Genomic DNA, 21,065 nt, shown 5'->3' on the forward strand with positions numbered 1-21,065 from the left:
GCGCCCAATAAACGCTGGGGACAAGCGAAGGTGAGTCGCCTCAGGGGCAGGGGAGGGTGGTAGCTCAGTCCCGCCGGTCCGGCTCGAGGTGCGGGCGCGCGAGGAGCGTCTCGATCCCGCGGCCGCGGAGTTCGACGCCCTCGCCGATCTCCCAGTGCTCGGCTTCCTCGTGAGATGCCAGGAACACCGCGCGTGCGGACCCGAGGACGCGGGTGGGTTCGTCCTTCGCGAGCTCGGTGAGGCGGGCCGCCTCGTTGACCGGGTCGCCGATGACCGTGTACTCCAGTCGCTGCTCGGCGCCGATGTGCCCGGCGATGGCCTTGCCGGCCGATACTCCGATGCCGATGTCGGTGTCACCGAGCGTCTCGTAGAGCTCGGCCCGCAGCTCGCGCGCGGACGCGAGTGCCCGGCCGGCGAAGTCGTCGAGGTCGAGCGGCGCCCCGAAGATGGCGAGCGCCGCGTCGCCCTGGAACTTGTTGACGAACCCGCCGTGGCGACCGACCACGCCGACGACGACCCGGAAGAACTCGTTGAGCAGTTCGACGATCTCGCGGGGCGGCCGATTCACCGCCAGGCGCGTCGAGCCGACGATGTCGACGAACAGGACGCCGACGTAGCGTTCCTCGCCACCGAGTTCGGTGCCGGTCTCGATGGCCCGCCGCGCAACGTCCTCGCCGACGTAGCGGCCGAACAGGTTGCGCAGCTGCTGGCGTTCGCGCAGGTCGGCGACCATGTCGTTGAACCCGGCCTGCAGCAGGCCGAGATCACTGCCGTCGTAGATCTTCACCGCGACGTTGAGGTCGCCCTCGCTGACCTTGGACTGTGCGCGCCGCAGCTGCTTGATCGGGTCGTTGATGGCGGCGACAACGCGCACGATCGCGATCACGCTGAACGCGAGCGCCGAGATCGCCATCCACAGGATCGGCCGCTCCAGGCCGGTGGAGTCGGCCTCGATGATGCCGAGCCGGTGCAGCACGATCATCCCGATGATCACCAGCATCGGGGCGACCACGCTGATCACCCAGAACGCGGTGATGCGGGTGGTGACACTGGGCGCGATGGCATTGTCGGGATTGTTGGCCATCGCCGCGACCGTGATCGGCCGCATGACCTTCTCCGCCTGCATGTAGCTGAGCGCACACGTGACCATCGCGCCGATCGTGCTGGCGATCGCGACGATGAAGGCGTTCTTCGACGACACGGTCAGGTTGACGAGCGTGAACAGCGTGCCGCCCACGACCCACAGCGCGGCGTTCACCGCGGTCAGCAGCATCGGTAGCGCGAGGGCGCGGCGTCGTGCGGCCTCGTTGTCGAGTCGGGTGCGACGCCGATGCCAGATGAGCACCGGTAGCGAGAGCTGGATGCTGGCGAAGCCGCCGATGACCATCGCGATCAACAAGTAGGCAGCGAAGATGACCTGGTTCAGCGCGGTGATCTCGTCGAGGCTGATCGAATCCTGGATCGGCATGCCGAAGCGCAGGAACGCGAAGGTGAACAGTGCACCGACGAGGTTCGCCCGCAGCATGTCCAGCGCGAGAATGGGCCACGGCGTATGAATCAGCCATCGGGCCAGATGCAGGCCCTTTGACCACCGCGACCGTTGTTGAACCACGGAGACTACGGTAGCTGGCTGCTTGCAATCGTTAAACACGGTTCCGCGCCTCAGGCGTGTCCGAACTGCGGATTAGGGTGTTGCTGTGACAAATGTCTTCGATCGGCTGACCGGGCAAGAGGCCATCGCCGACGATCTGCGGGCCGCCGCACGGGCCGCGCGTGCTCTTGCGGCGAGGCTCGACGCGGGTACCTCGGACGACCTGTTCCTCGCCGACGACGAGATCCCGGCCGTCGATGCGGGGTGGTCGCGGGCGTCGATGACCCACTCGTGGCTGTTCACCGGACCGCCGGGCAGCGGTCGGTCGGTGGCCGCGCAATGCTTCGCCGCGGCTCTCCAGTGCCAGGCGCCCGACGCCGCGAACGTCGGCTGTGGCGAGTGTCGTGCGTGCGTCACGGTGATGGCGAAGACCCATGCCGATGTCCGCCACGTCGTGCCGGAGGGGCTGAGCCTCGCCGTCGGGGCGATGCGCGACATCGTGCAGGCCGCCGCGCGCCGGCCCGGCACGGGGCGCTGGCAGATCGTCATCGTGGAGGACGCCGACCGGCTCACCGAGCAGGCCGCGAACGCACTGCTGAAGGTCGTCGAGGAGCCGCCGTCACGCACGGTGTTCCTGCTGTGTGCGCCGTCGGTGGACCCGGAGGACATCTCGGTGACCCTGCGGTCGCGCTGCCGGCACGTCGCACTGGTGACGCCGACGACCGCCGACATCGAGCGGGTTCTCGTCGAGCGCGACGGTCTCGATCCGGAGCAGGCTCGGTGGGCGGCGTCGGTGTGCGGCGGCCACATCGGGCGCGCGCGTCGGCTGGCGACGGATCCCGAGGCGCGCACGCAACGCGAGAAGGCGCTCGGGCTGGCGCGTGCCGCCGCCCGCGACTCGACCGCCTATGCCGCTGCCGAGGAGCTCGTCCGGTCGGCCGATGAGGCCGCCAAGGCGATCAGTGCCGAACTCGACGCGGCCGAGACCGAGGAGATGAAGACCGCGCTCGGGGCGGGCGGCACGGGCAAGGGCACCGCGCGGATGCCGCGCGGAAGTGCCGGCGCGCTCAAGGAACTGGAGAAGCGGCAGAAGTCGAGGGCGACCCGGGTCGGACGCGACGTCCTCGACCGTGCCCTGGTCGACCTCGCCGCGCTGTTCCGCGACGCGCTCGTCGTCGGCGTCGGCGCCCAGGTCACCGCGATGCATCCGGACAAGGCCGACGACCTCGCGAATCCGCTCGCCGGCTACGCCAAGCCCGAGCAGCTGCTGCAGTGCGTCGAAGCCGTGCTCGCGTGCCGGGAGGCCCTCGACATGAACGTGAAGCCGAAGTTCGCGGTCGACGACATGGTCGCGCGGATCGGACTCGCGCTCGCGCGACCGGTCGGGGCGTAGACAGCTTCACCCTTCCCTATTGGTAACTCATGTGTTACCAATAGGTCGTGGATGACTTCGAGGCGATTGCCGACCCGGTGCGTCGTGCGCTGATCGAGCGGCTCGCTCGCGGGTCGGCGCGCGTCGTCGATCTCGCGGCCGACCACCCGATCAGCCGACCGGCGATCTCGCGTCACCTTCGTGTGCTCGGCGAAGCTGGCGTGACGACGGCCGTCGACCACGGCCGGGAGCGGCATTACGAGCTGGCGTCCGGCGCGCTGGCCGGGGTCCGGGCGTGGCTCGACGCGGTGGACTCGGCGGTTGCGGGCTCGCACGCCGTGGACTCGCGCGCCGTGGACTCGCACGCCGTGCAGCCGAGATTCGATGAGCGTCATCTCGACGCGCTCGACCTCGAGGTGCGACGTACCGTGCGCGAGTTCGTCGATGAGGAATCCGCGGACTCCCCTCTTGCACAGCCCGATTCAGGCAGACGACACAAGGAGACAGGATGACTGCGGACATCACGGCCACGGGCCGTCGAGAGGTGCGGGCCGGCGTGCCGCACGTGGTGCTCGAACGGAGTTTTTCGGCGCCGGCCGACGCCGTATGGGCGGCGATCACCGAACCCGCGCGCCTCGAACGCTGGATCGGAACATGGGCCGGCGACCCCGTCGACGGGTTCGTCGACTTCCGGATGACCGCCGAGGGCGACGACGTGGAGCCGGAGCGATTCACGATCCTGGAATGCGATCCGCCGCGCCGGCTGGTCGTCGAATCGAAGTCCCCGGCCCAGGACGGGAATGAGGACGTGTGGCGGCTGGAACTGGACCTGGCCGAAGCCCACGGAACGACGACACTGACCTTCGCCCAGGGACTGCCACGGGCCGACATGGCCGAGAACGTGGGCCCGGGATGGGAGTACTACCTCGACCGTCTGGTGGCGGCCGAGGCCGGCCGTAGCGTCGCCGAGGTCGACTGGGACGCCTACTACCCGGCGCTGTCGTCGTCGTACGCGGACATGTTCCGGGACTGATCGGTCGCGCCCGGACTCCGATCGCCGGAGGGTGACGCGGGCCTCCACCTATCATGAGGTCACGGTCGCGTGCCGCGGCCGGACGATGAGCGAGGAGCGAGCGATGTCGGACTTCATCCGCAAGATCAAGGAAGATGCCAAGGCCGTCTCGGCCGCCATCGATCAGGAACTGACGGTGCTCGAGGGTGTTCCCGGCTACGACCCCCTCGCCGACAACAGGGACGCCGAGACGTCCGACGAGACCGCCGAGGACGCGGAACGGGTCGACGACGACGCCCGGTAGGGACAGACGGCAAACGGCCGCCGGTTGGAGAATCCATCCGGCGGCCGTCCTGCTGTCACGCGGGTGTGCTCGCTGGGCGAACTCACCCCGGGCCGCTCACTTCTGAACGAACCCCAGCAGCGCCTCGTTCACCTCGGCGGCGTGAGTCCAGAGCAGGCCATGGGGGGCATCGGGGATCTCGACGTACTCGGCCTCCGGAACGGCCTGGTGGAAGCGGCGTCCGGTGGCGTCGATCGGCAGGATGTTGTCGGCCGTGCCGTGCAGGATGAGGGTCGGCTTGCCCGAGTCGCGCACTGCGGCAACATCTTCGCGGAAGTCCTCGATCCAGGCGGGGACAACCGAGTAGGCGGCGACCGGCGCACTGCCGACCGCGGTGTTCCAGTTCGCGTCGACGACCTCCTGGGTGATGCGGGTGCCGAGGTTGTCGTCGAGGTTGTAGAAGTCCTTGTAGAACTGCGTGTACCAGGCGTAGCGGTTCTCCTTGGCGGCCGCCGCGATACCGTCGAAGACGGACCGGTCGACGCCTTCGGGATTGTCGTCGGTCTTCACCAGGAACGGTTCGAGCGACGCCAGGAACGCGAACTTCGCGACCCGATCGATGCCGTGGTTCTTGGCGTAACGGGCGAGTTCGCCGGTGCCCATGGAGAATCCGACGAGGATGACGTCGCGGAGGTCGAGCGTCTCCAGGACGGTGTTCAGGTCCGCGGCGAATGTGTCGTAGTGGTAGCCGGTGCCGACCTTGCTCGACTTCCCGAACCCGCGACGGTCATAGGTGATCACGCGGTAGCCGGCGTCGATGAGCTCGCGCGCCTGCAGTTCCCAGCTGTTGCCGTCGAGCGGATAGCCGTGGATCAGCACGACGGCCTGGCCGGTGCCGTGATCTTCGTAGTACAGCTCGACGTCGGTGGAGTTCTCGGTGCCGACTTTGATGTAGCCCATTGCGATCACTTCTCTCTGTTGAGGCGACCCGATCGGGATCGGAATCGATGCGGCGGGCGGGAGAACGATCGTTCTCACCGGTGATTGCTACACTAGAGAACGATCGTTCCCCGCGCAACCCCCAGCCGGGAACCGGCAGTAGAGGAGATCGAGGTGACCGACGCCGTGGACCCGCGCGAGCAGGTGCTCCGTGCCGCTGACCAGCTGTTCAATGCGCACGGGGTCCACGCGGTGGGGATGGACAAGGTCCGCGATGCGGCGGGGGTGTCGCTGAAGAAGATCTACTCGATGTTCCCGTCGAAAGAGGCGTTGATCCTCGCGGTGCTCGACGATCGGACCCGGCAGTGGAACAGCGGGATCGCCGCGTGCGCGGAGGGTCTGTCATCGCCTCGAGAGAGATTGCTGGCGGTGTTCGACTTCTTGCTCCAGTGGTTCGGCACCGACGAGTTCCGCGGGTGCGCGTTCATCAACGCCTACGGCGAACTCGGGGCCGAGATGCCCTCGGTCGCCGCCGCGGTCCGTGCGCAGAAGGCTGATTTCCAGCGTTACGTCGCGGGTCTGGTGGCGGAGTTGGGAGGCCCCGACGGCCTCGGCGCGCAGCTGTCCATCCTCGCCGAGGGGGCCCAGACCACGGCGGCGATCGCGGGCTCGGCGCGTGCCGCCGACGATGCACGAGCCGCCGCCGAAGTCCTGATCGACCAAGCTCTCCCGTAGTCGATTCCAGAGGGCCTGCGGCCGTGAGCTTCTCGACGGTTGGTGATCTGCCGCCCTTGGTGCGGCGAAAATCGCTCGCGGGAGACGCCCGATGGTGGGAGGCTGCGACGGTGATCGACGTCGACAGGTTCAGCGCAGACGGTTTCCTCAAGATCGAGCGTCCGTCGCTGCGCGAGGCCGCGGACCGGGCGCGGGCAGGATTGTGGGCTCAGCTGGGTCTGTCCGAGAACGACCCGGACGCCTGGACCGATCCGGTGCGCTGGGCGTCGGACATGGTGGGAGCCGGCCCATTCGGGTTGCTCGCGAACAGTCCGGAGCTGACCGAGGCGCTCGATGCGATCTGTGGCGTCGGCGGTTGGACACCGCGCGGCGCCCTGGGCAACATACCGGTCCGCTTCCCGCTGCCGCCGACGGTCGATGACCGCGGCTGGCACATCGACGCCAACACACCGCGGGAGGACGGATCGTGGGTGGTGAGTCGACGGCCCCACACCGTGCTGATCCTGACCCTGCTCTCCGAAGTCGGACCGACCGACGCACCGACACGCATCCGGGTGGGGTCACATCGCGACGCTGTCGCCGTCCTCGACGACGACGGGATGAGCCCCTTCGACGCCGGTCCGCTACTGGACGCCGCGAGTCGCGAGCGTCGCGTCGCCTACGCGACCGGCAGTCCCGGCGACGTCTACGTGGTCCATCCGTTCACCGTGCACGCGGCCGACGAACATCGCGGTGCGACTCCACGATTCATGGCGCAGGGGCCGGTGATGCTGACCTCGCCGTTGTCGCCCGACTCGGCAGCGCCACTCGCGTCGGTGTTCGGTTGAGGACCTGATCTACGACGACGAATCAGGCGGCGGATTCCGATGATTCGCTGTCGGAACCACCGCGGTCGGAGGAGTCGCTGTCGTCGCCCGCGCCGGAACGGTCACCGCTCGTCGAGTCGGATCGGGAGTTGCCCGAACTCTCGGACGGACCGTCGTCGCCCGCTTCGCCTGAGTCCGATCCGGTGTCCCCGTCGTCTTCGACATCGGCGGACTCGGTCGGCGAGTCCTGGTCATCGTCGACCACGATGTCCCGCAGGGTTTCCCGGCCCACGTCCCGTGTCTCGACGGTGTTCCTGGGCGTCTCGGCATCGGCTCCGGCGTCGGATGTGGTGTCGCTACGGTCGGTGGTCGGCTCGATGGGCCGGCCGCGGGGTGGTTCGGTGACCTCCGGCTCGCCGCCCGTGCCGGCATCGGGACGTGGCGTCTCGACAGGGCGGTCCGTCCGGGGCGGGTCGACCTTCCATCCGATCGACTTCAGGAGTGCCGAGACGAGCGGGACGGTCTCCAGCCAGACTCGAATGCTCCACGGCCCGCGCGGATCCGACACCAGCACGATGACCGGCCCGTCGGTACCCGGCGGGGGAGGAGTCAGGCTGGTGCCGCCCTCGGGAACACCGGGCGCGCCGGGCCCGCCGGAGCCCTGGGCGTCGCCGGTGTAGACGACGAACGGACTGTTCGCGTCGAGTCCGGCGATGACGGTCATGACCGCCAGGTTCTGTTGCACCGCACGTTCTTTGAGTTCGTCGTCGAGCTCCGTCGACAACACTGCGCGGGTTCGGGGACCGCCGGCGATGATGGGTCCGACCGAGTGCGGAAAGTCGATGACCAGCGTTCTCGGTGTACCCGTGGAAGACAGGTCGCGTGTCATGGGGGCGGCCGGCCCGCCGGTCGGTGTCGCAGCGACGGACGGGGCGGCGGGGCCGCCGGCGCCCGGCGACAACGGGATCGGTTGGCTCCACCCTGTGGTCGATTCGGTGGCCACCTGGACGGTGTCCGGCGCGGCGAGAGCGTGGACCAGGGTGGTCACGTTGATCGATGCGACCGCGGTCGGGATGACGGTGGCCAGCGAGAGCGCGCCGAGGGTGAGAGAGGCGTTGGAGAGGCCCGAGGGTCGTCGAAGAGGGCCGACGCCGTCGTTCTCGACGGCGCGTCGCGTGCCGCGCCGATTTCCTGCCACCCCTGGGCCCCCCTTTGCCGATCAGATATTAGACGACGAGCGGGCGGCTCGCTGTCGTCTGAATGACACAAATCGGGACATCTACTCGACGGGGCAGCTGCTTGGGATCATGGTCCTTCCAGATCGAGCAGCGCGGCCACCCGCTGGGTGAGCCGGAAACGCAGTGGTTTCCTCGTGACGGTCTCGATGATCCCGGCGTCGTCCAAACGCTGGAGTCGCGGTCGGACGAACTGACTGGATCTTCCCAGCACGTCGGCCAGGGTGTTCGATCGGACGTCGCGGTTCACATCGAGGTAGTAGGCCTGGCCGAGGGTGTACAAGATCGCGCCGAAGTCGTCAGGACTTATCGGCGGTGACGACTCGCGGTCGAGCCCTACGCTGAGCGGAAACTGTTCGTCATCAACCAGATCGCGGAGGCGTGCCCTGAGCGCCTCGATCTTCTGCCGACGTTCGGAGAGGTCGAGCAGCAGGCGATGTTGTGCCTCGGCGATGATCTCCAACATGCTGATCAAGAAAGGCGTCAGATCCCCGCGATTCAGTGGATTCTCCACGTCCGCGAACGCGCGATAGTAACGGTCCTTGTTGTCGGCGACGGTCGCCGAAAGCGCGAGGCTCGCGTACGGAGCGATCACCTGTCGGAGGTCGAGTGCGAGGAGATAGCGCCCGGTTCGGCCGTTGCCGTCGTAAAACGGGTGCGTGTACTCGAAGATGAAGTGCGCAGCCACGGCCCTGATGAGCTGGGGGACCGAATCGTCGCGCGCCTGGCTCAGCATCAGGGTGAGCGCTGCGTCGATCGCTGACTCGGGCACGACTCCGGTATGCACGATTTTGGTCCCGGATTCGATCGATACCGGCCCCTGCCGGAACAGCCGCCCATCGGGAGCGTCTTCATCACGGATCTCTCCCGCGGTCACCGCGTCGTAGACAGCCCGGATGTCGTCCAGCGTATGCGGACTTTCGGCCTCGTCGTTGCCGATGTCGAGGTAAAGACGCGCCATCTCCGCGAAGCGCTTGTTTTCGATGGGTTGTCGCGCCCGGACGGCCCTGATCGCAGCACCGATCTCCTGTCGGGTCGAACGGACCTGTTCGATCTCGTTGGTCGCTTGGATTTCGTCGATGACCATGCGATGGAGATAGTGGGTCCGTGCTCGTCCTGGCAGATCTTTCCACTCGGACTGAATCTTCGGCTCAAAGCTCATGATTCGTTCGATCAGCACTGCGATCTCGGGGGTCAGCAGCGCGAACATCGGGTACTCGCCGATCATCAAGTCCCAGCGGAGGGCGGCGGGAGACTCGCGTCGGACCCGTTCCTCAGCGTCGGCGCCGACTTGATCGCGCTGGTGGAAGACGGACTTGAGCGTTCTGTATGACACTTGATCTATCTCCGCATCCATGCGCAAAAGCGGGGTGGCCTGTATGGCCTATGTTATACAGAGACGGAGATAGATAAATAAGGAACAGTCGGAGTGGCCTCTATTGTTCCAATGGTGCCCAGGGCTGCGTTCGCAGGGTCGGTCGACGGGGGTCGCGCACCGCGGGGCTGCCACACGCCCGCCTGTTCCTGGTTGAACGAGTGAACTAAACGGCCTGCGGTCAGTGCGTCGAGGCGGCCGCGCGGCGGATTTCTGACGACGCAGGGGTGGGCCAGAACCGAGGCATGAGTGGCCGGGAGGAGATGGAGCCGCCCAGGGGAATCGAACCCCTGACCTATTCATTACGAGTGGCGAACCGCCCGTGTCGGATAGTGATGTCGAGTGATGGGTAGTTGGGATCTGCGCAGGCCAACGGGGTGGTGCGCGTCCGCCTGGTGCTGTCGCGTGACGGCCAGTTATGGGTGGTATGTGACCACTGGGTGACCAAACGCAATCACCGTACGTAGACTTGTGTCAGACTTGCGAAGCCCCGCGAAGTGGTGGGGCCATGCCACAGGAGTAGCGCGGAGGTGCTGGCGAGGTGACTGCTGCCATCAGTTACGAGTCTGACTCGTCGATCATCGAGAGCGACGATGACGCGCGGCTTCACGTCGACGCCGACGGTGGGCCTCGTCGGAAGTATGTCCGTATCCATGAGGCGGATGGCACCATCCGCCTGGTTCCGCTAGACCACCTGCACGAGTCAGAGCGTGCAATCCTCGAAAACCCGAGCCTCTATCAGTCCGTCAGGATGGGGCTGAAAGAGGCTGCGAGTGGTCAGCGTGTTTCGTCCGATTGGTTGTTCGAGGACAGCGCTGACGGCGAGTGAACCCCAAGCCCATACGGATCGACCTCAGCCCGTCCGTTGATGAGTGGCTCCGACATGCCGCGGTGACAGCCTCCCTTCGGGGCAAGTTCAAGAAGGCGAGACGCGCGATTCGCATGATGAACGAGGTGGGGCCTTCGCATCCCTCGTTCTGTACGCACCAGATGCAGCACCTGAAGGGGCCTGATGGCCGCACAATCTGGAACTCCTACGTCGAGAACAAGACACCGCAGGCTTGGCGCATGTACTGGGTACGCCTGGACGACGGCGCGATCCAGATAGTGTCTATCGGCCCCCACGATCACGACCCAGGCTCGCAGCCGTTGATCGATTGAGCTCGCCCAATGACGGACGAAAGGCCCCCAGCACCGCCGATACCGCCCGACGTCAAAGCGGCCATCGACCGCCGCGCTCGCGAGCTCGCAGCGCAGGCCCCGCCGGTCTCTGAGCGCTCGCCTGAGTTCCACCGAGTGATGCAGACGGTGTTCCTGCCGCGCTACCGCGAGATCCTCGCCAGGCGTGACGACTAGACCCCGGTGCCGTCGCCGCCCCAGAAGATGGAGGCGTTCGGGCTGCACGACGGCTGCCGTGGAATGTGGGTGCCGCGTTCGGTGGTCAGGATGTCGCCGGTGCCGCAGAGGGTTGCGGGCCATGCCTGCACAGGGGTACGCGTCTGGATGGTCGAGACGGCCTGCATGAGCGCCATCGCGAGGTCGTCGTGGCCGACGTTCTCGGGCACCGAGATCTTCAGGGTGCCCATGTCGGTCTGCTCGTAGGTGAGCGCGTGGAGCTGGCGCAACAGATCGGGATGCTTCGGCAGCACCAGCCGGCCAGACTGCAAGAGCACCTTCATCCGGCTGAACCCGGCGTTCTTGCGGTGGATGGTGGTCGTCACCGCGTTGACGAAGTGAACGTCACCGTCCGCAGGGAGTTCGTTCACGCGCTGCTTGAGGACTTGGGTCGGCATCTGCCCGACGCCGTTGGTCTCGGAGATGAAGCGTTGCACGTTGAGTCGGCCGGCGTGGTCGATGAGCCGGTCGATGAAGGTGGCGTACTCCATGCGGAAGTGTTGCTCGATGGCCGGTATCCAGAACACCGGCTCGGTCCCGTGCTTCTGGTGGTTGAGGTCGACGTCGCCGGAGGCCGCGAGGTAGACCACGGCGTTGGCGTCGTAGGCCATGCCCCAATCGAGGCCGCCGACGACGCGGTAGTCCTGGCGGGCGATCCGGCTACCGGACAGCGGGAGCCCCGACAGGTCGAGGAGTTCATAGTCGGCGACGGCGCTGTCGATCTCCTCGGTGGAGAAGAAGGCGCCGGCCTCGTCGGTCCACTCGGCCAGGTACTCACGGTTGAAGTTGTGCGCTGGCTCGCGCTTGCGGATGTCCTCGAGGTCGTCGGCACTGATGCGGGGGTTGAGCGACGATGGCCAGTGAAACGACGCATACCGCTCGTTCGGGGACTCCATGCCGAGGTCGAACAGTTGCCGGAAGAAGTGGTCGACGCCGCCCCACGGTGACGACGACAGGATGATGCGGGCGCCCGGGCGGGCGATGATCGCTGGCTCGGCGGCGCGCCAGATCTCGTTATCGACGAACCCGGCCTCGTCGATGATCAGCAAGTCGACCGGCCACCCTCGGATCTGCTTCTGTGAGGCCGGAACCGAGATGATCCGCGACCCATTCGACAGGGTCAGTTGCGCGCGCTGGTCGTCGACGACCGAGCCGCGGAGAAGTGGCGATGCGCTCGCTAGGGTGGCGCACTCCTCGAGCAGGCGTCGGGCGGCGATCTCGCCCGCGGAGATGAGCAGGACGAGGGCGCGCGGCTGGGTGAACGCGCGGTGCAGGGCTTCGATCGCCAGCGTGCGGGACTTGCCGACCTGGCGGCCGGCGCACATCACGCGGATGCGGGCAGGGGAGGAGACCATCTCTTGCTGGTGTGGCCAGAGCGGTTCGCCGACGAGGTGTTCGGCGAAAGCAGCGGGTGAGGCGATGCCGGCGCGGAGGTCTTCGGCGGTGATCGTCACGTGTCGCTCCTACCTTTCGCCAATTCGGCCATGAGTTTGGCGATGTCGAATGAGGCCGCGGCAGAGTCTTTGCCCAGGCGGGCATTCGCGAGCGGAGTGAGTCCGAGTCGGTCGGCGAGGTTGCTGGCGTGCTTGCGGACTCGGAGGAGGTAGTCGGCGGCGCCGGTGGTCTTGCCGCCTTCGTCGAACATGCCGTGTTTGTCGACCCACGTTTGCAGTACCTCGACCTGAGCCAGCACCCGCGCGTACTCGAGGACGGCTTCGCGATAGAGCGGGTCACGCAACCGGGTGTGCTGCTCGAGTAGGTCGTTGCCGATGGCAGCGGCGAGCGGTGCGATCACACGCTCGGACCGGGCGCCATGCTTCAGCGCCGCAGTGTTGTTGGCCTTGAATGGTTCCCACGAGTAGCCGCGGGCCGGACCCCCGGACGTGGGAACGATGCTCACGACCGGGGCGGGCTCGGCGTCGGGAGTGCCGGCCATCAGTCGGCCATGTCCAGCCGAGCCGCGGCCGCCGACAGCGCCGCTGCGTTCTCGCTCGCCGGGGCATCGCCCGCGAGGCTGCACGCCCAGTCCGCAGCGATGGCGATGAGAGCGGCAACCGTCTGGGCTGTCTGGCGATCGTCGATCTTCAGACCAGCCAGGTTTGTTGAGACCGGGTGGACCTGCTGAGCCACGATCCGGTAGGCGCGGGCCATCGCTGGGCGGTCAGGTCGGACGAGGGTGTCGACGGCGCTCGTCATCAGACCTCCACCCGTCGTGTGTAGTTGCCCCATCCGTGATCGATGGTGGTCTCGGCGTTGGCCATCGCGGTAGCCTCACGCTCAGCCTGCGCGTCGAGCGCTTCCTGACGGCGTATCTCGTACTCGGCGACCACGTCGTCGCTGTGGAGGGCGTGTGGTGTGGCGCCGTTGCCGGTTGCCCAGTACGCGCCGCTCGCTTCGTTCGCCGCGTGCCTGAGGTAGGTATCGGCCGACTGGGCGGGGATGCGGAAGAGGTCTTCACACTGGGCGACCACACCGAGGGTCATCGCCTGGCCGACGACTGCGCGCCGCTTCGGCTCGAACTCGGCGAGGGTGTCGTGGAGCTTCTTCGCTGCGGCGACGAGGTCGGCGTACGCCTTGCGCGCCGGTTTGGCCAGTTCGCCTTGCAGCTTCGCGTAGTCCTTGTGTAGCTGCGTGACTGCGGCCCTGTGTTCCTCGGCCTGAGCGGCAGCCTGAGCGCGGTTCTCGGCGTCCTGCCGCAACGATGCCAGGTGTTCGGACTCGCGGGCTTCTGCGAGCTGCTGAGCGGTGATGGTGGTATCGCCGCCGCGGACTCGCTCCTCGAGCTCGGCGAGGGTGGGGGTGGGGTCAGTCGTCATTTGTTCTCGTCCTTCTTCTCGGGGGTGTAGTGGTGGGCGACGGCGTCGTCGAGGGACGTGGCCGCCAGTGTGCCCCTGCGTCGCGGCTTCTTCGCGGTGGTCAATGCCTTGTGCAGTGCGTCTCGAAGCGCACCGTGCGGATCGGTGGTCACAGCGCCGGGGGTGCGTCGGCGAACACTCCGGCAGGGTTACCCGCGTAGGTGTCCGGGTTGGCGTCGTAGGTGTTCTGGTAGATCACATCGACGGCATGCTTGGCGCGCGCCTCGTTGTGCTCAGGGAAGGCGCCGTCCTGGAGTCGGCCGCCGGTGACTCGAGATCCGTCGGCGCGGATGACGACCGAGGTACCGGTCTTGCGTCCGTTGGGGTCGAGGTAGTCGCCGTTGGCGAGCACCTGGGCGCCGGTGCGGAAGTGGTAGACGCCGTGGTTGTCGACGAAGCCGAGGTCGACGTGTCGGCCGCCGGTGCCGTTGGTGCCGATGCGGTGGACGTCAGGCGGGGTGGGGGTTGTCATGGTGTTCTCCTTCGTTGTCACACAGCGGTTTTCGCTGCGTCTCTCATCTGCTTCGCGGTTGCTCGCAGCACTGCGGCCTTCGCGTTGTCGTTCAGCTCGGGCCATCGGGTGACCAGGTGTGTAGCCGAGATCGACCTGGCCGCGGGTGAGGAATGCGGCGACGAAATCCGAGCGCGTCTGCCTTCGCTGAGCGGATGATCTGCTGATCCAATGGTATACGAGTTCGGTTGCGGGACAGCCTCTTTACGCGGCGCGGTCGGCTCATCTGCGGTATGCCTCCGGGTCGAGGTGGAAGTGGGCCACGACGAACGAGGCCAGCGTGGCGGCGAGCTCGTTGCGGTTGAGGTGAGCGATGTGCTCGAGCACCGCGTCGGTCAGTTGCTCCGCTGTGTGCTCGTCGACGAGTGCTCGGCGAATTGCAGCGACGATGTCGTCTGAGGCGCCCATGACGTTGTTCGCGCTGATGTCTGAGTAGTCGGGTGGGGTCTGCATCAGAAACCGTGCGCTTTCTGGGCCAGCCCTGCTCTGTCGAACGGGTCGCGGGCGCCATCGATCTTCACGGTGATGTTCTTGCCCTCCTTGACTGCCCAGATCAGTTCATCAATCTGCTGCGACAACTGGCCCGCGGCGTCCGACAGAAGACCGGTCACCATTCCGGTATCTGTTGTGCCGGTGTTCAATTGAGGCGTGATGTTGCCGAGATCGACCTTGCCGGTGACCGCGGCGTTCACGAACGGCTCCGCGAGGTTGTAGGCGGCGAAGCCGGCACCAGTCGCGAGGCCCATCCAGTCGCGCCAGTTCTTCGGCGCCATGACGTCGGAGTCGTCGTGGACGTAGCCACCGAAGCCTGCGCCGATCGGCCCGCCCTCGGCGAAGTGAGCCAACATCTCCTTGGGCACCCGTCGGTCGTTGACTGCGTGCATCGCAGCGAGCCCGTAGTAGTCGACCGCCGACGCCTGATGCATGAACTCGCCGGCGCTGGCGGCGATCAGGACGTCGTCGGAGGTCTTCGTGCCAGGCCCGTGGACCGATCCACCACCGGCCAGACGCTGCATCGGTGGGGCAGTGCCCTGTAGTGCGCCCGGGTTGTTGGCGGCCGTCTGCGCCTTCTCGAGTGCGAGGCGTGCATCCTCGACGGCCTGCTCAGCCTTGGCCACATCCTGCTTCGCCAACTCGCGCTGCGACGGCTGCGCAGTCGGAGCCAGCTCGTTGGCCTTGAGCCTGGCGACCCTCAGCTTGTCCTCGGCGTCAGCGAGATCGCGTGTCGCCTTCTCCAAGCCGTTCGTGCGGTCGGCAGCGGTACCCGACACGTACTCGTCCCACGCCTTCTGCTTCTCGTTCTCCGAGATGATGCGCTCGCGATACTCCCGCTCACCCTTCCACCAGAACGGCTCGAGCGGGTTGGTGAACGTGAAAGTCGCCACCGACGGGTCTTCGGGCGGTGTGGACTGCCCGCTACCGCTGTCGAAGCGGCCATAGCTGTCGTAGGACTCACTGCCGCTGTAGCTGGAGTACGACGGATCGGACGCCGACCCGACACCCGCCCCGACACTGGGGCCGAGCGCGGCGACAAGCTGACCGGCCTCGCCTTGGCGAGACTGGATCTCCGAGAGGTACGCCTGCCGACCGTTGGCATAGGCGGCATCGCCGCCGTTCTCGCCCGGACGTTGCTGAAGCCAGAAGATGTTCTTCCAGATGTCGGAGCTGGCGCCGGGTCCGGATCGCTTGGCGTCGAGGCGGTTGTAGAACTCGGCGATGTTCTGGTTCGGGTCCGACCGGCCGGGGTAGCTGGTGTCTTGTTGGAAGACGCCGTGCCACGCACCGCCGCCGCCGACGGCCGACGGTGACAGGTTCGACTCCTGGATGGCGGTCGACAAGATGGCGGTGATCTCGGCGTCGCTGTAGCCGCGCTTGCGGCCCTCCGCGATGATCTTGCGGGCTACGTCCTCGCGCGACGATTCGGCCGTCAGGGCGACGTCCTGGATGGGCGCACCACCACCACCGGTGGGCGCGCCGAGCGGCTGATGGGCTGCAGCATGCACGTGGTTGGTGTGATCGCCGGCGCCCGCGAAGAAACTGTCCGGAACGAACTGGCCTTCGTCGACCTGGCGGCCAGCGAATCGCGGGTCGTGGTAGATCAGCTCGGCGAGCTGTGTCCGGTAGTTGTCGGCCAAATAGTTGGCGAAGGACAACATTTCGGGGGTGTTCGACGAGCCATTTGAGAAGTCGCCCGCCTGCCCGGTGTGATGGAACGAACCCGGCTCGTTACGGACACCCGACGTCATCTGAAGCCCTGGCGCCACCTGACGCTGGATCGCGATGAGAGAGTCGAGAACCTGCCCGCCCTCGGCGTACCCGGGGAGCGCGCCGGTGCGGTTCATGTAGTCCAGCCACCCGGGGTGTGTGCGCTCGAGCTGCGCTCGGGACTCCGACTTCACTACGAACTCGTCGGCGTGGACGATCCCGGCGGGCTGATGCTTACCGCCCGGGCCCGTGTAACCGCCGTCGGAGTAGCCGGCGTTCGGGTCCTTCAGCACCCCGAGGCCGCGGCCGAACATGTCGTTGTAAATCACCGACTTGCCGGTGTTCCCATCGACGGCGAAGATCTTGATCCGCTTTTCAGCGTCCTTGATCCACTCCTGTTTCCGCCGGTGGTACTCGGCATCATCAGCACTGACGAGGACCGTCTTGTTATCGACGACGCGCGCCTCGATGCCCAGCTCTTTCAACCGCTGCAACACTTCTGGGGCCATCGGTGCTTCGACAACGATCCGCTTCTCATTGTCGGTGGTGACCTTGGCGCCCATCTCGCGCAGCATGTCGAGAGTCTTCTGACCCTCCGGCATGTCGACAGTGATGGCCTTGCCCGCCGGGAGTTCGCCGATCTTCATCGACAACTCGGCGACCTTCATCCCCGCCAGACCGACCTTCTCGCCGAACGAGATCATTCCGTCGCCAGCGCCGTACAGGGTTTGAGCAAGCTCGTCGGAGCGCTTCGACGCGTCGATCAGGCTGTTGCCCCAGCCCTCCATCCCCGGAATGTCCTTGATGGTGTTGCCGATGCCCTCGGCGATGTTTCCGAACGTCTCAAGGATGAAGCCGCCTGCGTCGCCGAGGTACTTCACGACGTACCCCATGGCGCTGATGAAAGCTCCTGCGAACGTGATCGTTTCGCCGGAGACCACGCCGATGACCTTGCCGAGGTTGGTGAAGAACTCGATGATCTCGGTTCTGTGTTCGGCGATCCAGGTGGTGAGTTCCTGCACGCTCGGACCGAACGCATCGGCCAGGCCGCCTTGCATCGACCCGATGGCGACCTCGAGAGATCGCTTCATCCCCTCGATGCCGCCGAGTGCGCCGGACATATCCTCGCCCGCACGCTTGGTCGCGCCGCCGAAGCCCTCCATCTCTCGCCCTGCGGTGGCCAGGTCGAGGCTGGCGACCGCTTCGCCGAGGTCCTCCCATTGGGTGCCCAGCAGGGCGACGCCGAGGCGTTCGCGCTCCTGGGGGTCCTTGATCTGCGCCAGAGCCGTCAGCACGACACGGCTCATTCCGAGCGCGCTCTCGCCGCCCTTCGCGAACGCGGCCGAGGTCTCCTCGGCATTCAGATTCAGTGCAGTGAACGCCTCCATCGTCGCCTCAGAACCGTCGACCGCCCGGATGGAGAACTCCTTGAGCGCATCCGCAGCGATGTCGGTATCGCGGGCACCCGCCTTGCTCATCTGGGAGATGACCCCGAACGCGGTCTCACCGTCGATCCCGAGCTTGCGGAACTGGGTGCCGTACTCGATCGTCGTGTCGATCAAGTCGCCGGAGAGGTTCAAGCCCTTCTGCTGGCCCGTCGTCAGCAGGTCGAACGCCTCGGTGACGTTGTCGGCCATCCCGGTCTTCACCATCTGGCCGGCAGCCCGGGCCACCTCGGGGATCTCCTCGCCCATGATCGTCGAGACGATGCTGAGTTGTTCGATCACCGGCTGAATCTGCTCGGCGGTGGCATTGCCGTCGAGAAGTCCCGACTGGATGGCCACGCCTGCGACACGCATGTTCTCCGCCTGGCTCTCACCCCACGCATTCACGTACGCCCCGGCAGCGGCATTGCCAGCCGCGGCGGCCTGTGCCTCGGTCCATCCGAACGTGGCCTTGATCTGGCCCTTAGCGGCTTGGGACTCGAAGCCGGCAAGCACCTGATCGGCGATCTTCATGCCGGCGGCCAGGGGGATACCGACCTGCACGGCCAGCGCTGCGGCCACCGCGCCGCCGATCGGCCCACCGGCGCCCGCCAGCCGGGAGGTGATGCCACCCACCAGGCCGCCGCCCATGCCTTCGCCAGCGCCTTGGGCCTCCTCGGCCGCGCCGTCGAACATGCCGCGCAGGCCGTCGCGGAAGCGGCTACCGCCCTCCTGGCCGGCGTTGCCGAGGTCGTCGGCAATTCCTCGCCCGGCACGGCGGCTCTCGCGTTCGACCTCCTCGATGCTCCGACGCATGTCGTCGGCAGCCCGGTCGATGTCGCCTGCGGCCTGGCGTCCGGACTGGCCGAGGTCGTTGAGCCCGCGGCCTGCGCCCTCGAAGGAGCGGCGGGCCTGGTCACCGGTGCGCTCGGTGGTGCGGGCGAAGTCCTCGAACTCGCCACCTGCTCGGCGGAGGTCGGTGCGGAAGGCGTCGAGACCTTCGATGCCGATCTGGGCAGTCAGCTTGCCAACGTCAAGGGGCATGTTCAGGCTCCGGTCTGTGGTGGGTGATGGTGGTCGTTGGCCTCCGACCTTCGGATTATCAATCCGCTGGGCATGTCATTTATGCAGGTCAAAGCGTCAGTGATCACACATTGATCACGTGCTGTCGTCGCTGTGAAGTCAGTGTCGAGGTCTCGCGTGTGCGCATCGTTTGTGCTCGGCGAACAGGCCGCGGCGCTGATGAGGTCGCGCGCCCCATTCATCGAGCCGTAGGAGGTCGGCTGATCCCAGATCAGGGCGTCGATGGCGGTCATGACAGCGCATCTCGGATCTCGTCAGCGATGGCGTCGTTGATGCGGTCGGCGTTGCGATGCAGGGCCTTCTCGAGAAACTTGGCTTCGCGTCCGGCGTCGTGCTGCCAGCTCAGTTCTTCGTGCTGCCTGGCGGCGTAGACCGACGAGTAGCCGACAGCCGCTTCCTCGCTGTCGGCTACGGCTCGCCCTGATCTGATGAGGTCGCCCGTCTCGATGGGCGCCAGGCGATTGGACTCGTCGAGGAGCAGGTCGGCGCCGGCCTGTAGTCCGCGGGCGGTGGCCTCTTCGATGGCTGCCATGACTTCATCGGCGAGCCATTCAAACGAGCTCATGATGCCGCCTCCTTGTGTGCGTCGAGGCGGCGTCGTCGGACCCATCCATCGAAGAGGTCGAGGAGTTCGATCAGTTGGTCTTCTTCGGCCCGGTCGTAGGCGCCGGCCTTGGCTTGCCCGCCGAGAGAGTGGAGGCGTGCGCTCAGGGGTCTCCGTCGTTGAGGTCGATCGGTGCTACTTCGGTCTTCCGCCGTTGACCTGCGGGAATGCTGGTCCGTGACGCATGTGACGCATTGTTGTATTACTTCCTTGTGTGCGCACGCGTAGGACGAACCTATAAATGCGTCACATGCGTCACGCTGCATCATCAGACACCTCCACTTTGAGCCCGATTCCTGCACGAAATCGGCCGATGCGGGTCTTGTCGGTCACCGGATATCCGTGCTTGTCGAGCGCCTGCCCGAATGCCTTCTGGCTGACCGCTTCGGCTCCGTCTTCGGTGCGCCACTGCTCCCACGCCTTGAACAGTTGGGACGTGGTCGCCTTGAGGGCGGGTGTCGAGGTGACGCAGCATTCGTCGACGAACCGGCTGATCGCATCGGACGCCTTGTGGTACTCATCGGTGGCGACGACGACGGCCGCGGGCTCTGCGAGGTCGCCTCGGCGTTGGTAGTCCCGCCAGCCGGCAACCGCCCACGCGAGGACCGCGTCGGCGTCGATCTGCAAGCGCTCATCGAGAGACTTCTCGCGCTCGGCGGGCGGAATCTCCACCGCGAACGGAATCACTCGAAGGCGTCGCCAGATGGCGGGGTCGTCACCGGACACTTTCGGTAGGTGGTTGGTGATCAAGAGCGGTGTGTGCGAGGGCTCGAACTCGATGAAGTCCTGACGCATCCGGCGGGCCCGGATGGTGTCGCCGCCGGTAAGTCGCTTCATGGTGGCCTCGGCCAGGCGCCGATCCTTCTCGGATTCGGAGACGACGATGAGACGTCGTCCGAGGAGGTCCATCTCGCCGGTCGGGTGTGCGCCCTGACGATGCATGAACAGGTCCGGCTCCGCGGTGCTCGCGTAGTCGCCGAGCGCCCAGCACAGCGCCTTGTAGAACGTCCCCTTACCGTTGGCACCGGTGCCTGTGAGTATCGCCAGGATGTGTTCTGTGACGCGGCCGAGGAGCGCAACCCCGGCGACGCGCTGTAGGTACTCACGGACTTCGGTGTCCGGGACGACGCGCTCGAGGAACGCCTGCCATGCCGAACCCGCCTCGATGCTGTCGGGGACGGCGGCCCGAGTGACTTTCGTGATGCGGTCAGACGGGCTGTGCGGGCGAAGCGCCCCGGTACGGAGATCGAATGTGCCAGAAGCCGTGTTCAGCAGGTAGGGGTCGGCGTCGAGGTCGCGCACGGTCGCGCAGAAGTCGGTCAGCGTGCCGGCGATCGCCAGAACACCAGTGATCCCCGCGTGCGACTCGCACTTCCGGACATCAGCGGCGAGGTCCTTGTCGTCTCGCGCCTCTCGCCACGCCCGCTCGAGGATGTCCAGGACTGCCCGGCTGGCGGCCCCGGTGTCGTCGTAGGCCCAGCGCTGGCCGTCCCAGCGGTGCCAGCCGATGCCGGTCACGTGGAGAAGGCGGCCCGTGTAGGCGGCGGCGAGGCGGTAGGCCATGCGGACCTGCCCGCGGTGGACTTCAGTCGTGGATGTGGTTGTGGCTGCGGGACTGTCCGCTGGCGGCATCGTTGCAA

23 protein-coding genes are annotated in these 21,065 nt (G+C 66.6%); 8 read left to right on the plus strand and 15 right to left on the minus strand.

All coding sequences use genetic code 11. The annotated features are described in order from the left end of the window. Window positions 1-64: 64 nt before the first annotated feature. The gene (locus tag KB201_RS07055; RefSeq protein ID WP_078111767.1) at window positions 65-1,525 is read right to left on the minus strand and encodes an adenylate/guanylate cyclase domain-containing protein; all 1,461 of its coding nucleotides are present in this window, start codon (window positions 1,523-1,525) and stop codon (window positions 65-67) included. Between the two features lie 172 nt (window positions 1,526-1,697). On the opposite strand from KB201_RS07055, the gene KB201_RS07060 reads away from it, so the two are divergent. From KB201_RS07060 to KB201_RS07075, 4 genes are all read left to right on the plus strand, one after another. Continuing rightward, on the plus strand, window positions 1,698-2,984 hold the full coding sequence (locus tag KB201_RS07060; RefSeq protein ID WP_058251106.1) for a DNA polymerase III subunit delta': 1,287 nt from the start codon (window positions 1,698-1,700) through the stop codon (window positions 2,982-2,984). Between the two features lie 47 nt (window positions 2,985-3,031). Continuing rightward, window positions 3,032-3,475 (plus strand): helix-turn-helix transcriptional regulator, encoded by a 444-nt coding sequence (locus KB201_RS07065; RefSeq protein WP_068970201.1) that lies wholly within the window; start codon window positions 3,032-3,034, stop codon window positions 3,473-3,475. Next, complete coding sequence (locus KB201_RS07070; RefSeq protein ID WP_068970200.1) at window positions 3,472-3,996, plus strand: SRPBCC family protein; 525 nt, start codon at window positions 3,472-3,474, stop codon at window positions 3,994-3,996. Before KB201_RS07065 ends, KB201_RS07070 begins: the two co-directional genes overlap by 4 nt. Before the next feature lie 103 nt (window positions 3,997-4,099). Further along, window positions 4,100-4,279 (plus strand): hypothetical protein, encoded by a 180-nt coding sequence (locus KB201_RS07075; RefSeq protein WP_068970217.1) that lies wholly within the window; start codon window positions 4,100-4,102, stop codon window positions 4,277-4,279. 96 nt (window positions 4,280-4,375) lie between these two features. Here the strand turns inward: KB201_RS07075 and KB201_RS07080 are convergent, their stop codons facing one another. Next, window positions 4,376-5,218 (minus strand): alpha/beta fold hydrolase, encoded by an 843-nt coding sequence (locus tag KB201_RS07080; protein WP_068970199.1) that lies wholly within the window; start codon window positions 5,216-5,218, stop codon window positions 4,376-4,378. Window positions 5,219-5,371: 153 nt separating this feature from the next. Here KB201_RS07080 and KB201_RS07085 point away from each other — a divergent pair, with 153 nt between their 5' ends. Both KB201_RS07085 and KB201_RS07090 read left to right on the plus strand, forming a co-directional pair. After that, window positions 5,372-5,932: a TetR/AcrR family transcriptional regulator gene (locus tag KB201_RS07085; protein WP_211538707.1), complete on the plus strand. Its 561-nt coding sequence runs from the start codon at window positions 5,372-5,374 to the stop codon at window positions 5,930-5,932. 110 nt (window positions 5,933-6,042) lie between these two features. Further along, on the plus strand, window positions 6,043-6,759 hold the full coding sequence (locus KB201_RS07090; RefSeq protein ID WP_211538708.1) for a phytanoyl-CoA dioxygenase family protein: 717 nt from the start codon (window positions 6,043-6,045) through the stop codon (window positions 6,757-6,759). A gap of 22 nt (window positions 6,760-6,781) precedes the next feature. Here the strand turns inward: KB201_RS07090 and KB201_RS07095 are convergent, their stop codons facing one another. Both KB201_RS07095 and KB201_RS07100 read right to left on the minus strand, forming a co-directional pair. Beyond that, complete coding sequence (locus KB201_RS07095; RefSeq protein ID WP_211538709.1) at window positions 6,782-7,936, minus strand: hypothetical protein; 1,155 nt, start codon at window positions 7,934-7,936, stop codon at window positions 6,782-6,784. Window positions 7,937-8,043: 107 nt separating this feature from the next. Beyond that, window positions 8,044-9,201, minus strand: coding sequence for a Fic family protein (locus tag KB201_RS07100; protein WP_249145167.1), 1,158 nt, complete (start codon window positions 9,199-9,201; stop codon window positions 8,044-8,046). A 688-nt stretch (window positions 9,202-9,889) separates the two neighbouring features. Between KB201_RS07100 and KB201_RS07105 the strand changes: the two genes are divergently transcribed. Next, window positions 9,890-10,177 (plus strand): hypothetical protein, encoded by a 288-nt coding sequence (locus KB201_RS07105; RefSeq protein ID WP_211538710.1) that lies wholly within the window; start codon window positions 9,890-9,892, stop codon window positions 10,175-10,177. Then, window positions 10,174-10,509, plus strand: coding sequence for a hypothetical protein (locus KB201_RS07110; RefSeq protein WP_211538711.1), 336 nt, complete (start codon window positions 10,174-10,176; stop codon window positions 10,507-10,509). The genes KB201_RS07105 and KB201_RS07110 overlap by 4 nt, the downstream gene beginning before the upstream one ends. Before the next feature lie 191 nt (window positions 10,510-10,700). On the opposite strand, the gene KB201_RS07115 is transcribed toward KB201_RS07110, so the two are convergent. The 11 genes from KB201_RS07115 to KB201_RS07165 form a co-directional block, all read right to left on the minus strand. Then, on the minus strand, window positions 10,701-12,197 hold the full coding sequence (locus tag KB201_RS07115; protein ID WP_307848053.1) for a terminase large subunit domain-containing protein: 1,497 nt from the start codon (window positions 12,195-12,197) through the stop codon (window positions 10,701-10,703). Further along, the gene (locus tag KB201_RS07120) at window positions 12,194-12,679 is read right to left on the minus strand and encodes a hypothetical protein (RefSeq protein WP_211538712.1); all 486 of its coding nucleotides are present in this window, start codon (window positions 12,677-12,679) and stop codon (window positions 12,194-12,196) included. Before KB201_RS07120 ends, KB201_RS07115 begins: the two co-directional genes overlap by 4 nt. Continuing rightward, a complete protein-coding gene (locus tag KB201_RS07125) occupies window positions 12,679-12,939 on the minus strand; it encodes a hypothetical protein (RefSeq protein ID WP_211538713.1) in 261 nt (86 codons plus the stop codon). Before KB201_RS07125 ends, KB201_RS07120 begins: the two co-directional genes overlap by 1 nt. Beyond that, a complete protein-coding gene (locus tag KB201_RS07130) occupies window positions 12,939-13,559 on the minus strand; it encodes a hypothetical protein (protein ID WP_211538714.1) in 621 nt (206 codons plus the stop codon). The genes KB201_RS07125 and KB201_RS07130 overlap by 1 nt, the downstream gene beginning before the upstream one ends. After that, a complete protein-coding gene (locus KB201_RS07135; RefSeq protein WP_211538715.1) occupies window positions 13,556-13,711 on the minus strand; it encodes a hypothetical protein in 156 nt (51 codons plus the stop codon). Before KB201_RS07135 ends, KB201_RS07130 begins: the two co-directional genes overlap by 4 nt. Next, the gene (locus KB201_RS07140; RefSeq protein ID WP_211538716.1) at window positions 13,708-14,070 is read right to left on the minus strand and encodes a hypothetical protein; all 363 of its coding nucleotides are present in this window, start codon (window positions 14,068-14,070) and stop codon (window positions 13,708-13,710) included. Before KB201_RS07140 ends, KB201_RS07135 begins: the two co-directional genes overlap by 4 nt. A gap of 261 nt (window positions 14,071-14,331) precedes the next feature. Then, a complete protein-coding gene (locus KB201_RS07145; protein WP_211538717.1) occupies window positions 14,332-14,562 on the minus strand; it encodes a hypothetical protein in 231 nt (76 codons plus the stop codon). Next, window positions 14,562-18,782 (minus strand): phage tail tape measure protein, encoded by a 4,221-nt coding sequence (locus tag KB201_RS07150; RefSeq protein ID WP_211538718.1) that lies wholly within the window; start codon window positions 18,780-18,782, stop codon window positions 14,562-14,564. Before KB201_RS07150 ends, KB201_RS07145 begins: the two co-directional genes overlap by 1 nt. A 2-nt stretch (window positions 18,783-18,784) precedes the next feature. Beyond that, window positions 18,785-19,054, minus strand: a complete 270-nt coding sequence (locus KB201_RS07155; RefSeq protein WP_211538719.1) for a hypothetical protein — start codon at window positions 19,052-19,054, stop codon at window positions 18,785-18,787. Next, entirely contained in the window at window positions 19,051-19,386 is a 336-nt protein-coding gene (locus KB201_RS07160; RefSeq protein ID WP_249145168.1) for a hypothetical protein, read from the minus strand. Before KB201_RS07160 ends, KB201_RS07155 begins: the two co-directional genes overlap by 4 nt. Before the next feature lie 294 nt (window positions 19,387-19,680). After that, window positions 19,681-21,057 (minus strand): phage/plasmid primase, P4 family, encoded by a 1,377-nt coding sequence (locus tag KB201_RS07165; protein ID WP_211538754.1) that lies wholly within the window; start codon window positions 21,055-21,057, stop codon window positions 19,681-19,683. Window positions 21,058-21,065: the final 8 nt, after the last annotated feature.

The sequence above is a fragment of the Gordonia sp. SCSIO 19800 genome, from assembly GCF_018132775.1.
GTDB classification, from domain to species: Bacteria; Actinomycetota; Actinomycetes; order Mycobacteriales; family Mycobacteriaceae; genus Gordonia; species Gordonia hongkongensis.

Excerpts from the sequence above, each read along its gene's own strand:
- KB201_RS07070 (WP_068970200.1), top strand. The coding sequence starts at position 3,472 with ATGACTGCGGACATCACGGCCACGGGCCGTCGAGAGGTGCGGGCCGGC.
- KB201_RS07155 (WP_211538719.1), bottom strand. The coding sequence starts at position 19,054 with ATGACCGCCATCGACGCCCTGATCTGGGATCAGCCGACCTCCTACGGC.
- KB201_RS07150 (WP_211538718.1), bottom strand. The coding sequence starts at position 18,782 with ATGCCCCTTGACGTTGGCAAGCTGACTGCCCAGATCGGCATCGAAGGT.
- KB201_RS07165 (WP_211538754.1), bottom strand. The coding sequence starts at position 21,057 with ATGCCGCCAGCGGACAGTCCCGCAGCCACAACCACATCCACGACTGAA.
- KB201_RS07160 (WP_249145168.1), bottom strand. The coding sequence starts at position 19,386 with ATGAGCTCGTTTGAATGGCTCGCCGATGAAGTCATGGCAGCCATCGAA.
- KB201_RS07130 (WP_211538714.1), bottom strand. The coding sequence starts at position 13,559 with ATGACGACTGACCCCACCCCCACCCTCGCCGAGCTCGAGGAGCGAGTC.
- KB201_RS07145 (WP_211538717.1), bottom strand. The coding sequence starts at position 14,562 with ATGCAGACCCCACCCGACTACTCAGACATCAGCGCGAACAACGTCATG.
- KB201_RS07125 (WP_211538713.1), bottom strand. The coding sequence starts at position 12,939 with ATGACGAGCGCCGTCGACACCCTCGTCCGACCTGACCGCCCAGCGATG.
- KB201_RS07080 (WP_068970199.1), bottom strand. The coding sequence starts at position 5,218 with ATGGGCTACATCAAAGTCGGCACCGAGAACTCCACCGACGTCGAGCTG.
- KB201_RS07140 (WP_211538716.1), bottom strand. The coding sequence starts at position 14,070 with ATGACAACCCCCACCCCGCCTGACGTCCACCGCATCGGCACCAACGGC.
- KB201_RS07100 (WP_249145167.1), bottom strand. The coding sequence starts at position 9,201 with ATGATCGGCGAGTACCCGATGTTCGCGCTGCTGACCCCCGAGATCGCA.
- KB201_RS07120 (WP_211538712.1), bottom strand. The coding sequence starts at position 12,679 with ATGGCCGGCACTCCCGACGCCGAGCCCGCCCCGGTCGTGAGCATCGTT.
- KB201_RS07075 (WP_068970217.1), top strand. The coding sequence starts at position 4,100 with ATGTCGGACTTCATCCGCAAGATCAAGGAAGATGCCAAGGCCGTCTCG.
- KB201_RS07055 (WP_078111767.1), bottom strand. The coding sequence starts at position 1,525 with ATGCTGCGGGCGAACCTCGTCGGTGCACTGTTCACCTTCGCGTTCCTG.